The organism is Mycobacterium sp. TY814, assembly GCF_030755175.1.
Lineage (GTDB): Bacteria > Actinomycetota > Actinomycetes > Mycobacteriales > Mycobacteriaceae > Mycobacterium.
The window spans coordinates 521,975-535,277 of the sequence record NZ_JAUFRY010000001.1; the positions used below are offsets into that span (position 1 = coordinate 521,975).

A 13,303-nucleotide genomic window follows, 5' to 3' on the forward strand; every position below is an offset into this window, starting at 1 on the left:
GCAGGCATGCATCCCTGCGAACGCGTCGACCTGAGCTTCATCGAGACGGCGCCCTACCGCTTCCGCAACAGTGTCGATCTGGCCATCACACCCGAGCAGCTCTTCGAAGTGCTCGCGGACGCCGAGTCCTGGCCGCGCTGGGCCAAGGTGATCACCAAGGTCACCTGGACCAGTCCGGAACCCCGGGGCATCGGCACCACCCGCGTTGTCGAGATGCGGGGCGGAATCGTCGGCGACGAAGAGTTCATCGCCTGGGAGCCGTTCACGCACATGGCATTCCGGTTCAACGAGTGCTCCACCAAGGCGGTCGCGGCGTTCGCCGAGGACTACTTGGTACAGGCGACACCCGGTGGCTGCCGACTCACCTGGACCATGGCCCAGCGGCCGGCCCGCGGCGCGGGCCTGGGCATGGTGCTGTTCGGCCCGCTGCTCAACCTGTCGCTGCGCCGGTTCCTGCGCAACCTGCGGACTTACACCGACACCCGGTTCGCTGCCACACAGCAGCGATAGGCTGTGTCGGCGCGGTTGAAACTCTAGCTCCGGGGAGCGTGCGATGACCTTCAACGAGGGTATGCAGATCGACACCAGTTCCGCGACGTCCTCGGGCGGCGGCGGAATGGGCCGGATGGCCATCGGTGGCGGCATCGGCGGCCTGCTGCTTGTCGTCGTGGCCATGCTGCTCGGCGTCGATCCCGGCGGCGTGATCAGCCAGCAGCCGCTGGACTCCCGCGAGGACGTGGCGCCCGGTTTCGACTTGAACCGGTGCAAGACGGGTGCGGACGCCAACAAATACGTGCAGTGCCGCGTGGTCGCCACCAGCAACTCGCTGGACGCGGTGTGGAAGCAGCTGATGCCGAAGTACACCCGCCCACACCTGCGGCTGTTCAGCGGCCAGGTGAGCACCGGGTGCGGGCCCGCCAGCAGTGACGTCGGTCCGTTCTACTGCCCGGTGGACAAGACGGCCTACTTCGACACCGATTTCTTCCAGGTTCTCGTCACCCAATTCGGTTCCAGCGGAGGGCCTTTCGCGGAGGAATACGTGGTGGCCCACGAATACGGGCACCACGTGCAGAACCTGCTCGGGGTGCTCGGACGGGCCCAGTCCGGGGCGCAGGGCGCCACCGGCAGCGGGGTTCGCACCGAGCTGCAGGCCGACTGTTACGCCGGGGTGTGGGCGCACTACGCCTCCACCGTCAAGCAGGACAGCACCGGCCAGCCGTTCCTTCAGCCGTTGACCGACAAGGACATTCAGGATGCCCTGTCGGCGGCGGCATCGGTGGGTGACGACCGGATTCAGCAGCAGGTGAACGGGCGGGTGAACCCGGAGTCCTGGACGCACGGCTCGTCCGCGCAGCGGCAGAAGTGGTTCACCACCGGGTACTCCACCGGCGAACCCAACAAGTGCGACACGTTCAACACCAACGATCTGGGGTGAATCTCGAGCACCCGATCACGGTCGGGACGGCTGAGTTCAACGCGGACCAGCACCGGTATTACGACTGGATGCGCCGGGAGGCGCCGGTTTACCGGGGGCGGCTGGCGCTGCGCCCACCCGATCAGGACGTCTATTTCGTCTCCCGCTACCAGGATTGCGCGAACCTGGTCACCGATCCGCGGATCCGCCGCGTGCTGGACGGTGCCGCCGAAGACGCCTCGGTGGTACCCGAGGCGATCCGCGTGCTGACCACCGACACCATGGTCTACCAGGACGACCCGTCGCACCTGCGCCTGCGCAAGCTGGTGAGCCGGCCGTTCACCCCGCGCGCAATCGAGCGGCTCGGTGACCGGATTCGCACGGTCGCGCGCGAACTGCTGGACGGTTTCGAGCCCGGGCAGCGCATCGAGTTGCATCAGCAGTACGCGCTGCCGGTGCCGACCACAGTGATCAGCGAAATAGTGGGTGTCGCAAGCGAAGACCGGTCCACGTTCTACGCCTTCATCGAGCTGCTGTTCGAGGCGATGCTGAACCACAACGCGGCCGGCGCCGCCCAGCAGATGGAAGCCTTCGTCGCCTATCTGCGCGAAATGGTCGAGCAACGTCGGGCCGACCCCGGCGCGGACATCATCACCGAGTTGATCACCGCCAGGGAAGATGGTGGCCTCACCGACGACGAAATCGTCGCGATGGTGTTCCTGCTCATCACCGGCGACTACCAAACCACCCCCAACGTGATCACCAACGGCGTCGCGGCACTACTCGCCCACCCTGACCAACTGCGCCTGCTGCACCAGCGACCCGAACTCATCGGCAGCGCCGTGGAAGAGATCCTCCGCTACTCCGGCACCGTCGGCGGTACCGAAGCCACCACGTTCGCCGGTGAGGACATCACGCTGCACGGAGTCACGATCCCCCGGGGGTCCATGGTGACGACGCTTCTCACGTCAGCCAATCGCGACCCCGCTCAATTTCCCGACCCCGACCGCTTCGACATCACCCGCAGCCCGAACAACCACCTCGCATTCAGCAAGGGCACCCACTTCTGTCTCGGTTCACATCTGGCACGGCTGGAAACGGGGATCATCATCGGCGAGCTGATCGGGCGTTTCCCGAATCTGACGCTGGCGTTTGCCCCGGAAGATCTTCGGCTGCAACCGATTCCGCTGCTCAACCGGTTCGACGAGGTGCCCTTGGTACTGGCTTGAGGTTCACGAACCGGCCAGCAGAGCCTGCAACTCGGCACGACGCCGCTCGTCGAGTGCCAGCAGCGGCGGCCGCGGGTCGCCGGCCGGGAAGCAGAGCAGATCCAGGCCGGCCTTGACGGTGGTGGGCAGCCCGCCCGCAACGATGAACTGCAGCAACGGCTTTAGGTCGTCGTAGCGGAGCTGCGCCTTCTCGAGGTCGTCGGCTCGCACCGCGTTGTACAGGTCGATACACGGCTGCGGGCGCAGATTCGGTGCGGCCGTGCACCATCCGGACGCGCCCACCCTGAGCGCGTCGAGCACAAGCGGATTGCTGCCGTTGTAGAAGGGCAACTCGCCGCCGCTGAGTTCGGCGATGCGCCGCATCCGGTTCAGGTCACCGGTGGATTCTTTCACCATGGTGACGTTGTCGATGTTGTCGAACAGGGTGACCAGCAGTTCGGGGCTCATGTCCACACCACTGGTGGCCGGGTTGTTGTAGGCCATGATCGGGATTCCGATCGACTCACCGATGCTGCGGTAGTGCTGAGCGATCTCGCGATCGCTGAGCTTCCAGTACGAGACGGGCAGGATCATCACCGCGTCGGCGCCGGCCTGCTCCGCGTACCGGGCGCGCCGAATTGTGTTGGTGGTGGTCAGATCTGACACCCCGACCACCACCGGAGCGCGGCCGTTGACGGCGGTCAGCGTGGTGTCGACGACGGCATCGAACTCGGGTTCATCGAGATAGGCCAGTTCGCCGGTGCTGCCGAGCGGGGCGATCGCGTGAACACCGGAGGCCACCAGCCGGTCGACGAGGGCGGCGAGCCGGTCGGTGTCGACGCCGGACGTGTCGGCTGTGAACGGGGTGATCGGGTAGGCGATGATGCCGTGGATCTCGGGCACGTTTCCTCGAATTCAGTTGGCGGGCAGAGTAGTCAGGGCGTCGGGGTGCCGCGTCAGCGCACGCCGGGCGTAGTAGGCGAAATTGGCGCGGCTGCGTGAAGGCGTCAGCGTCCAGTCATGGGCCTCTCGGGCGAGTGCTTCGGGGAGCTCTTTGACGTCGCCTGCGGCCATCGCGGCGAGCTGCAACTTGGCGGCACGTTCCATCAGCACCGCCAGGGAACAGGCCTCCTCGATGCTGGCGCCGGCCACCACCTGTCCGTGATGCGCGAGCAGGACGGCCTTCTTGTCGCCCAGCGCGGCGGAGATGATCTCGCCCTCCTCGTTACCGACGGGCACGCCGGGCCACTGCGCCAGGAACGCGCAATCGTCATAGAGCGGGGTGGTGTCCATGTGCGACACGACCAGGGGCACCTCCAGCATCGACAGGGCTGCCACATGGAAGGGATGCGTGTGCACGATGCACTGGACGTCAGCTCGGGCGCGGTAGATCCAGCTGTGAAAACGATTGGCCGGGTTGGCGATTCCGGAACCTTCCAGGACATCGAGATCCTCGTCGACGAGCAGCAGATTGTCCTCGGTGATCTCGTCGAAGCCCAGACCCAGCCGCTGGGTGTAGTAGGTGCCCGGCTTTCCGGCACGTGCGGTGATCTGACCGGCCAAACCGGAGTCATGACCGGCGTCGAACAGCGCGCGGCAGGTGAGCGCGATCTTCTGGCGGGTACTCAGTCCGGAATCGGCATTCTCGGCATCGAGGAGTTCCTGGGCGCGACGCATCAGGTCGGCTTTTGCCGCGGAAAAAGTGGTTGCCATCAACGACTCCCTCGATCGGGAAAGTGTGACACAATAGTAGCACTATAGGAAACTTTGTGTCATAGGGGGCCTCGCCGATGACCGCTCTCCTGCGGACGGTGCGCAAGCAGCGCGGGCTCACCCTCGAGCAACTGGCCGATCAGACCGGCCTGACCAAGAGCTACCTGTCCAAGATCGAGCGCGGCCAGAGCACGCCGTCGATCGCGGTGGCCCTCAAGGTGGCACGGGCACTCGACGTCGATGTCGGTCGGCTGTTCTCCGACGATGCCACTGAGGAGCGGATCACCGTCGACCGCGCCGATCCGGCCGGCGGTCGCTACCGGGCACTGGCCACCACGCTGCTGGGCAAATCGATGTCACCCTTCCTGGTACGGCCGACCCACGATGCCTCCGACGATCCCCACCCCGAGCACACCGGCCAGGAATTCATTTTCGTGCACGCCGGGAGCATCGAACTGAGCTACGGCGAGCACGTCATCTCATTGGCGCCGGGCGACAGCGCATACTTCGACGCGTCCGTGGGCCACCGACTCAGAGCCGTCGGCGGGCCCGCTGAGGTCGTCGTCATCACCGCACCCGGCCCGTAGCCCGCTGTCCCCCGATTGGGGGACAGAAGACGACCCGGTCGTGGGATACACACCGGGTCGGACTTCGCCCACACTTGACGTTACAGATTGACATGTTTCGTCACTATGTAATGACCACCGGGTCAGAGATTCGTGAAGGAGAAGGATTATGTCCTACGAAATGCTGTTCGCCGCCGAGGAGGCCACGTACGGTTTGATCTCGTTCATCGTCGACGAGATCGCCGAGTGAACACGGCCCGCGGCCGACGGAAGGCCTTCGTCTCCGCGGGCACTCGCCGGCAAACCTCACACGAGTTCGGAACCACTATGGCCTCAGACAACACTTCCGCCAGCCCGATCACCCGCGACGGCAGCCTCGTCGAGATCTACCGACGCGTGTCGGTGACCGACGAGATCAGCCTCATCACCACGCTGCTCGAGCCCGGCGGCTCGGTACTGGACCTGGGCTCCGGCGCCGGACGCATCGCTAATCCGTTGGGAGAAAAAGGATTCGAGGTCACGGCGGTAGACGACTCGGCCGATATGCTCGCGCACGTGCGCGCCGCGAGGACCGTTGAGGCCCGCATCGAGGACCTGCGACTGTCCGAGAAGTACGACCTCGTGCTGCTGGCGAGCAGCCTGGTCAACCACCCCGGCGTGGACGGGCGAAGGGGCCTGCTGGCCACGGTTGCCCACCATCTCAAGCCGACCGGCAAAGCGCTCATCCAGTGGCGACCACCGGAGTGGTTCACCTTGCGACCGGCGGGCAGCTACCACCGCGCCGACGGCGACATGCAGCAGACCATGACCATCCTGCACAACGATGGCGACCGGGTCCTCGGCGAGTTCACCCTCGCCTACGGCGGGCAGAGCCTGACCCAGTCGTTCGAGGCACACCGGATCGGCGTCGACGAGTTCCGCTCGTTGCTCGACGAGGTCGGCCTGACGCTGGAGACTGAGAACCCCGAATCCTCCGAATGGCTCACCGTCTCCGCTCGGAGTTGATCCGCCCGGTGGAGGGCTCTGTACGTCGTTCGGGGGACCAGAATTAGGACCATCCGTAGGCTGCCCAGAACCCCTGGGCGCGTTGCACCATTGAGGCTCAATCACATTGAGCGAAAGGTGGTGTGTGCACCCATGGCACACGAAGTTCTGTTCTTCGACGAAGAGGCCTCGTACTCGTTGTTCGGCTTCGTCGTCGGCGAGATCGCGGAGTAAGCCTGCGAACCCGTCAAGGACTGACGACGCCGGCGGGACCGCATTCCCCCGCCGGCGTTTGTCTGTCTGCTACCAGGGCCGCGTCGAGCAGGTGACGCCGGTGGTGGCGCTGCGGGTATCCACCACCTGGCCGTCGACGGAAATCTCACAGCGCAACTCCGGCGTGCTTCCCGAGCCGCAGTCCGGCCAGTGGCAGCCGCCGCTGGCGCTGACGAAGGCCCACTGGCTCGGGTTCGCGAGAGTGGCGGTGTAGACCAATGGTTGGTCGGCGCTGAAAGTGGCCGCCACGGTCGTCAAGAATTGCGAGGAGTTCGCGTCGAAAGCTCCCTGACTGGGCGGATCGGCGCTCATGTAACGGACGTTGCCGGTGAGGTTGCCGGTGGTGGTGATCGTGTAGGTCACCTGGTGGCCGGCAGGGTCCGCGTGCGCGGTCGGGCTTACGGCCACGAAAGCCGCACCCAGGAGTCCCGCGGCGACCGCGCTGGCCAGTTTGTGCACGTTCGTCATATCGGAAACGCTACCGGATTCGTTACCCGCCGATTTTGGACAAACGTCTCTACCATCTAGCTGTGCCCACAGCGTTCGTGTTGTCCGGTGGCGCCAGCCTGGGAGCAATCCATGTAGGGATGCTGCGTGCCCTCGCCGACGAGGGGATCACCCCTGACCTGATCGTGGGCACGTCCGTGGGCGCGGTCAACGGCGGCTGGCTCGCCTCCCGGGCCGACGCCGCCGGCATCCGCGGGCTCGCCGACCTGTGGATATCGCTGACCCGCCAGCAGGTGTTTCCCGCTCACCCGCTGTCGGGTGTGCTGGGCATGTTCGGGCGACGAACACACCTGGTGCCCAATTCCGGCCTGCGACGCATCCTCTCCGAGAAGCTGCAGTTCGCCCGCCTCGAGGACGCCCCGATCCCGCTGCACGTGGTGGCGACGGACGTGGTCTCGGGCACCGACGTGTTGCTGTCGTCGGGCGACGCGGTGGACGCGATCGCGGCCAGCGCCGCCATCCCGGGCATCTTCCCCCCGGTCAAGATCAACGGACGCGACCTGATGGACGGAGGTGTCGTGAACAACACACCGGTTTCGCACGCCGTCGCCCTCGGCGCCGATCGGGTCTGGGTTTTGCCGACGGGCTACTCCTGCAACCTGCCCGCGACACCGAAGTCGGCGGTCAACATGGCGCTGCACGCCATGACGATCGCCCTGAACCACCGCCTCGCTGACGACATCTCCCGCTACGAAACCACCTGCGAGCTGCACGTCATTCGCCCGCTGTGCCCGGTCAGCATCTCCGGGTCGGACTTCTCGCAGGCGGCGACGTTGATCGAGCGCTCGCACGCCGCGACCCGCGACTGGCTGTCGGAGCACCGGCCGTCCACGGGTCAGGGTGCGTTGCTGGAGCCACACCGGCACTAGCTGCCCTTGCTCACCCAGTTCTGGCGACGTTCACCCGGGTCGGGTAAGAAGCACCCCATGAGCGAGGATCCGGAACAGGGCGAACCGCCGGGCTTCAGCCGCCGCGCGCTGATTACGACCGGCGCGGTGGCCGGTGTGCTCGGTGCGGGCGTCGGGGTGGGCGGCGCCACGCTGCTGCGGTCGAATCGCTCGGAGGTCTGGTCGCAGCCGGATCGCGCCGGCGCGCCGCCCGTGGGCGGGCTACATCTGCAGTTCGGCCGGGATGCCGGCACTGAGGCGGTGGTGTCCTGGCACACCACCGACGCCGTCCGCAATCCGCGAGTGATGGTGGGCGCGCCGACGTCCGGATTCGGCAGCACGGTGACGGCCGAAACCCGGACCTACCGAGATGCCAAGTCCAATACGGAGGTTCGCGTCAATCACGCGCGTCTGACGGGCCTTCAGCCGGACACCGACTACATCTATGCCGCGGTGCACGACGGCGCCCAACCCGAGCTGGGCACTTTGCGAACGGCGCCGACGGGACGAAAGCCCTTCCGCTTCACCAGTTTCGGCGATCAGTCGACACCGACGCTGAGCACCCTGACCGACGGCCGCTACGTCAACGACCACCTCGGATCGCCGGCGGCCGGCGACACCACGGCGGCAATCGAACGGATGGCGCCGCTGTTCAACCTCGTCAACGGCGACCTCTGTTACGCCAACCTGGCTCAAGACCGGATTCGCACCTGGTCGGACTGGTTCGTCAACAACAGCCGTTCGGCACGCCACCGGCCGTGGATGCCTGCCGCGGGCAACCATGAGAACGAATTGGGTAACGGCCCCGTGGGTTACGGCGCCTACCAGACATACTTCGCGGTGCCGGACTCAGGAGCGAGTACGCAATTCCGGGGGTTGTGGTACTCGTTCACCGCGGGGGCCGTGCGGGTGATCAGCCTCAACAATGACGACGTGGCCTACCAGGACGGTGGCAACTCCTACATCCACGCCTACTCCGGTGGAGAGCAGAAGCGTTGGCTAGCAGCCGAATTGGACGCCGCGCGGCACGATCCAGGGATCGACTGGGTGGTGGTGTGCATGCACCAGACGGCGATCTCCACCGCCAAAGCCAACGGGGCGGACCTGGGCATCCGCCAGGAGTGGCTGCCGCTGTTCGATCAGTACCAGGTCGACCTGGTGGTGTGCGGGCACGAACACCACTACGAGCGGTCGCATCCGTTGCGCGGCGCCCTCGGTGGTGATACGCGGACACCGATACCCGTGGACACCCGCATGGATGTGATTGACGTGACCAAGGGCACCGTGCACCTGGTGATCGGCGGGGGCGGTACGTCGCACCCGACCAACGGTCTGTTCTTCCCCGACCTGCGCTGCCAGGTGATCACCGGGGTGGGCGCCTTCGACCCGGCGGTCAGGCGCAAGCCGCCGATCTACGTGATGGAGGACGCGCCGTGGTCGGCATTCCGTGACCGCGACAACGCGTACGGATTCGTGGCGTTCGACGTCGATCCGGGTACGCCGGGCGGCCGGACGTCGATCAAGGCGACCTACTACGCGGTGCGGGGACCGTACGGCGCCGTTGTCCCGATCGACCAGTTCACCTTGACCAAGCCGCGCGGGGGCTAGAAGAGGGCCTGCTGCAACGGTTCCGGGTTAGTTGCGATTGCGGCCGGCGGTGTCGACGGTCGCGGATCGCTGCCCAGCCGATATTTGGCGATCAGCGGTCTGGCGCGTTCCCGAAGCATGTCCCGGTAGCTCTGCGGCAGGTACGCACCGCGGCGATAGAGGTCGCGGTACCGGCCGGTCAGCTCAGGGTGCGCGCGAGCCAGCCAGGCCATGAACCAGCCCCGGGTGGCACCGCGCAGGTGTAGCCCGAACACGGTGACGCTGGTGGCGCCGGCGGACGCGATCTGTCCGAGTAGAGCGTCGAGGTGTTCGGTCGAATCGGTCAGGTGCGGCAGCACCGGCGCGACCATGACGTGACAGCCGAGACCTGCTTCGCGAATGGCGGTGATGAGCGCCAGCCGAGCCTGCGGCGTCGGCGTGCCCGGCTCGACATCGCGGTGCAGGTCCGGATCGCCTACCGCGAGCGAGATCGCGACCGACAGCGGAACCTGTTGAGCGGCTTGGGCTATCAGCGGCAGGTCGCGGCGGAGCAGGGTGCCTTTGGTGAGGATGGACATCGGCGTGCCCGACTCGGCGAGCGCCGAGATGATGCCGGGCATCAGTGCGTAGCGGCCCTCGGCGCGCTGGTAAGGGTCGGTGTTGGTGCCCAGCGCGACCGTTTCGCGTTGCCACGACGGCCTGCGCAGTTCCTGCCGCAATACCTCGACGACGTTGGTTTTGACGACGATCTGCGTGTCGAAATCGGTGCCGACGTCGAAGTCCAGGTATTCGTGGGTGGGACGCGCGAAGCAGTATCGGCAGGCGTGTGAGCAGCCGCGATAGCCGTTGACCGTGTAGCGGAATGGCAGGGCGGACGCGTTGGGCACCTTGTTCAGCGCCGACTTGCACAGCACCTCGTGAAACGTCATGCCCTCGAACTGCGGCACCCGCACGCTCTTGACCAGGCCCAGCCGCTGCAGCCCCGGCAGCGCTCCGTCGTCGACCGGCGTCCCGTTGACCGCCACCGCTTGGCCTGCCCAGCGCATGCCTCCATTCGAACAATAGTTCGATGCGGCGTCAAGTGGGTGAGCGAGGCGCGCCGTCGGGTGGCTTGGCGAGGGTGCGCAGATGAACGCGATCGACGACGTGTCGCCGGCATTATGCGCACCCTCGCCGCCCGGCAGCCCAGGCCCCCTCGCCACCGGGCAGCCCAGGCCCCAGTAGCTACAACCGCGAGAGCACCTCAGCGACGACCGAATCCACCGGCACCGACACCTGCTCCCCCGACCTCAGGTCCTTGACGCCGATCGTGCCGGCACCCAGATCCCGATCTCCGGCAACGAGCGCCACCACCGCACCCGAGCGGTCGGCTGCGCGCATCGCACCCTTGAGGCCGCGGTCTCCGTAGGCCAAGTCGACCCGAACTCCGGCGCCCCGCAGCGCGGCACCCAGCACCGCCAGCCGCAACTTGGCGGCCTCGCTCAACGGCACACCGAACACGTCACATCGTGCCGCGGACCCCACGCTCTTGCCCTCGGCGCGCAGAGCCAGCAGCGTCCGGTCCACCCCGAGTCCGAAACCGATGCCGGAAAGGTCTTGCCCGCCAAGCTGTTTCATCAGGCCGTCGTAGCGGCCGCCGCCACCGATGCCGGACTGCGCGCCCAATCCGTCGTGCACGAACTCGAAGGTGGTCTTGGTGTAGTAATCCAGGCCGCGGACCATGCGCGGGTTGATGACGTAGGGAACCCCGAGCGCATCCAGATGCGCCAGCACCGTGTCGAAGTGTTGTTTGGCGGCATCGGACAGGTGATCGAGCAGCACCGGCGCATCGGCGGTCATCGCCTTCACCTCCGGACGCTTGTCGTCGAGCACCCGCAGCGGGTTCAACGCAGCCCGCTGTCTGGTCGGCTCATCGAGGTCGAGGCGGAAAAGGAACTCCTGCAACAATTCCCGGTATTGCGGACGGCAGCTCTCGTCACCGAGCGAGGTGATCTCCAACCGGAACCCGTCGAGCCCCAGCGACCGGAACCCGGCGTCGGCCACTGCGATCACCTCGGCGTCCAACGCGGGGTCGTCGACCCCGATCGCTTCGACACCCACCTGCTGCAACTGCCGGTACCGGCCGGCCTGCGGACGTTCGTAGCGGAAGAACGGACCCGCGTAGCACAGCTTGACCGGCAGCGCTCCCCGGTCGAGGCTGTGCTCGATCACCGCGCGCACCACACCGGCAGTGCCCTCGGGTCGCAGCGTCACCGAGCGGTCGCCGCGGTCGGAGAACGTGTACATCTCTTTGGACACCACATCGGTGGACTCCCCCACCCCCCGCGCGAACAGCGCGGTGTCCTCGAAGATCGGTAGCTCGATGTGTCCGTAGCCGGCCCGCCGGGCCGACGCGAGCAACCCGTCGCGCACCGCGACGAACTCCGCTGAATCCGGCGGGATGTAATCCGGAACACCCTTGGGAGCAACGAATTCCGTCACGGGCTCAGGCCTTCGATGAACGGGTTGAAGCGGCGTTCGGCGCCGATCGTGGTGGAGTTGCCATGTCCGGGTAGTACCACGGTCTTGTCCTCGAGCACCAACAGTTTATTGACGATCGAGCGCAACAGGTCCCGTCCACTGCCGCCGAACAGGTCGCTGCGGCCGATGGACCGTTCGAACAAGGTGTCGCCACTGAATACGACGTCAGCCTCCTTCTCCGCCGCCTGCAGCACGCGGAAACACACCGAACCGCGGGTGTGCCCCGGGGTGTGGTCGATATTGACCGAGATGCCTCCCAGGTCGATCTTGTCGCCGTCGCGGTCCAGTTCGACGACCTGCTTGGGCTCCCGGAAGAACGCGCCGGCGAACACCTGCGCCACCCGCGGCCCCATGCCGTAGATCGGGTCTTTCAGCATGAACCGGTCCTCGGGATGAATGTAGGTGGGGCACCCGAAGGTGTCCGAGACCTTCTGGGCCGACCACATGTGGTCGATGTGACCGTGGGTGATCAACACCGCCGCCGGAGTCAACCGATTCTTGTCGAGTATCTGCCGCAACTGGCCCATCGCGCGCTGGCCGGGGTCGACGATGATGGCGTCGGCGCCTGGCCGCTCGGCCAGCACATAGCAGTTGCACTGCAACAACCCGGCCGGAAATCCGGTGATCAACACGGTCCCAGTTTCCCATCCCGCAAGCCATGGAAAGATAGCGGCCGTGCCGACCAATCAGCAGCGACGTGCGACAGCAAAGCGCAAACTCGAGCGGCAGCTGGAGCGCCGCGCCAAGCAGGCCAAGAGGCGCCGCATCTTGACGATCGCCGGTGGCGCGGTCGCCGCGGTGGCGGTGGTGGCGGCCGTGGTGGTTGCCGTCGTCGTCACCAAGGACGACAACAAAGGCAACCCGTCGGCGTCGAGCACGTCGAGCAGCGCCGCGCCCAGCTCGTCGGCCGCCGGCCTGCCGCCGGTGCAGCTCGGCAATGCCGTGCCGTTGCCGCAGTTCAAGGCGCCGGCCAACCTTGGCGCCAACTGCCAATACCCGGCGTCCCCGGACAAGGCCGTCAAGCCCGTCAAGCCGCCGCGCACCGGCAAGGTCCCGACCGAGCCCGCACAGGTCAGCGTCAGCATGGTGACCAGTCAGGGCAATCTGGGCCTGATGCTGGCCAACAACGAATCGCCTTGCACGGTCAACAGTTTCGCCAGCCTGACCAACCAAGGGTTCTTCAAGGACACCAAATGCCACCGGTTGACCACCTCACCGTCGCTGTCGGTGCTGCAGTGCGGCGACCCCAAGGGCGACGGCACCGGCGGGCCGGGCTACCAGTTCGCCAACGAATACCCCACCGACCAGTACCCCGCCAATGACCCGAAGCTCAAGGAGCCGGTGATCTATCCCCGCGGCACCCTGGCCATGGCCAACGCGGGACCCAACACCAACAGCAGTCAGTTCTTCCTGGTCTACCGCGACTCGGCGCTGCCGCCGGAGTACACGGTGTTCGGCAAAATTCAGGACGACGGGCTGGCCACGCTGGACAAGATCGCTGCGGCGGGTGTCGCCGGAGGCGGGGAGGACGGCCCGCCCGCCCTCGACGTGACCATCACCTCGATGTTGCTCGACTAACCTGGGACCCCGGGGCGGCGGCGGCTTACCGGGAGGAGATTCGTGGCCGAGAGCTCGTTCGGTCGG

At 66.4% G+C, this 13,303-nt stretch carries 14 protein-coding genes; 8 read left to right on the forward strand and 6 right to left on the reverse strand.

Features of this window, described 5'->3' with window-relative positions; translation table 11 throughout:
* The first annotated feature begins 6 nt into the window (after positions 1-6).
* From QXH22_RS01935 to QXH22_RS01945, 3 genes are read left to right on the forward strand one after another with little or no spacing between them, the layout of a single operon-like run.
* A complete protein-coding gene (locus QXH22_RS01935; protein WP_306274812.1) occupies positions 7-510 on the forward strand; it encodes an SRPBCC family protein in 504 nt (167 codons plus the stop codon).
* 43 nt (positions 511-553) lie between these two features.
* Complete coding sequence (locus QXH22_RS01940) at positions 554-1,435, forward strand: neutral zinc metallopeptidase (protein WP_306241082.1); 882 nt, start codon at positions 554-556, stop codon at positions 1,433-1,435.
* Positions 1,432-2,643: a cytochrome P450 gene (locus QXH22_RS01945; protein ID WP_306241083.1), complete on the forward strand. Its 1,212-nt coding sequence runs from the start codon at positions 1,432-1,434 to the stop codon at positions 2,641-2,643. Before QXH22_RS01940 ends, QXH22_RS01945 begins: the two co-directional genes overlap by 4 nt.
* 3 nt (positions 2,644-2,646) lie before the next feature.
* Here QXH22_RS01945 and QXH22_RS01950 read toward each other — a convergent pair whose 3' ends face one another.
* Together QXH22_RS01950 and QXH22_RS01955 are read right to left on the reverse strand one after the other, a co-directional pair.
* Complete coding sequence (locus tag QXH22_RS01950; protein WP_306274813.1) at positions 2,647-3,525, reverse strand: dihydrodipicolinate synthase family protein; 879 nt, start codon at positions 3,523-3,525, stop codon at positions 2,647-2,649.
* 12 nt (positions 3,526-3,537) lie between these two features.
* Entirely contained in the window at positions 3,538-4,335 is a 798-nt protein-coding gene (locus QXH22_RS01955) for an aldolase (protein WP_306274814.1), read from the reverse strand.
* 77 nt (positions 4,336-4,412) lie between these two features.
* Here QXH22_RS01955 and QXH22_RS01960 point away from each other — a divergent pair, with 77 nt between their 5' ends.
* Together QXH22_RS01960 and QXH22_RS01965 are read left to right on the forward strand one after the other, a co-directional pair.
* Positions 4,413-4,922 (forward strand): helix-turn-helix domain-containing protein, encoded by a 510-nt coding sequence (locus QXH22_RS01960; RefSeq protein WP_306241086.1) that lies wholly within the window; start codon positions 4,413-4,415, stop codon positions 4,920-4,922.
* Positions 4,923-5,228: 306 nt separating this feature from the next.
* The gene (locus QXH22_RS01965; RefSeq protein WP_306274815.1) at positions 5,229-5,906 is read left to right on the forward strand and encodes a trans-aconitate 2-methyltransferase; all 678 of its coding nucleotides are present in this window, start codon (positions 5,229-5,231) and stop codon (positions 5,904-5,906) included.
* A gap of 282 nt (positions 5,907-6,188) precedes the next feature.
* Here the strand turns inward: QXH22_RS01965 and QXH22_RS01970 are convergent, their stop codons facing one another.
* A complete protein-coding gene (locus QXH22_RS01970; protein WP_306241088.1) occupies positions 6,189-6,626 on the reverse strand; it encodes a hypothetical protein in 438 nt (145 codons plus the stop codon).
* A gap of 62 nt (positions 6,627-6,688) precedes the next feature.
* Between QXH22_RS01970 and QXH22_RS01975 the strand changes: the two genes are divergently transcribed.
* The gene (locus QXH22_RS01975; protein ID WP_306274816.1) at positions 6,689-7,534 is read left to right on the forward strand and encodes a patatin-like phospholipase family protein; all 846 of its coding nucleotides are present in this window, start codon (positions 6,689-6,691) and stop codon (positions 7,532-7,534) included.
* Between the two features lie 57 nt (positions 7,535-7,591).
* Positions 7,592-9,160 (forward strand): metallophosphoesterase family protein, encoded by a 1,569-nt coding sequence (locus tag QXH22_RS01980; protein WP_306274817.1) that lies wholly within the window; start codon positions 7,592-7,594, stop codon positions 9,158-9,160.
* Here the strand turns inward: QXH22_RS01980 and QXH22_RS01985 are convergent.
* The 3 genes from QXH22_RS01985 to QXH22_RS01995 form a co-directional block, all read right to left on the reverse strand.
* A complete protein-coding gene (locus tag QXH22_RS01985; protein ID WP_306274818.1) occupies positions 9,157-10,185 on the reverse strand; it encodes an Rv2578c family radical SAM protein in 1,029 nt (342 codons plus the stop codon). The two genes, QXH22_RS01980 and QXH22_RS01985, sit on opposite strands and share 4 nt — an antisense overlap.
* A gap of 178 nt (positions 10,186-10,363) precedes the next feature.
* Positions 10,364-11,620, reverse strand: coding sequence for a histidine--tRNA ligase (gene hisS, locus QXH22_RS01990; RefSeq protein WP_306241092.1), 1,257 nt, complete (start codon positions 11,618-11,620; stop codon positions 10,364-10,366).
* Positions 11,617-12,291 (reverse strand): MBL fold metallo-hydrolase, encoded by a 675-nt coding sequence (locus tag QXH22_RS01995; RefSeq protein ID WP_306274819.1) that lies wholly within the window; start codon positions 12,289-12,291, stop codon positions 11,617-11,619. Before QXH22_RS01995 ends, hisS begins: the two co-directional genes overlap by 4 nt.
* A 43-nt stretch (positions 12,292-12,334) precedes the next feature.
* Between QXH22_RS01995 and QXH22_RS02000 the strand changes: the two genes are divergently transcribed.
* The gene (locus QXH22_RS02000) at positions 12,335-13,237 is read left to right on the forward strand and encodes a peptidylprolyl isomerase (RefSeq protein ID WP_306241094.1); all 903 of its coding nucleotides are present in this window, start codon (positions 12,335-12,337) and stop codon (positions 13,235-13,237) included.
* Positions 13,238-13,303 lie beyond the last annotated feature (66 nt).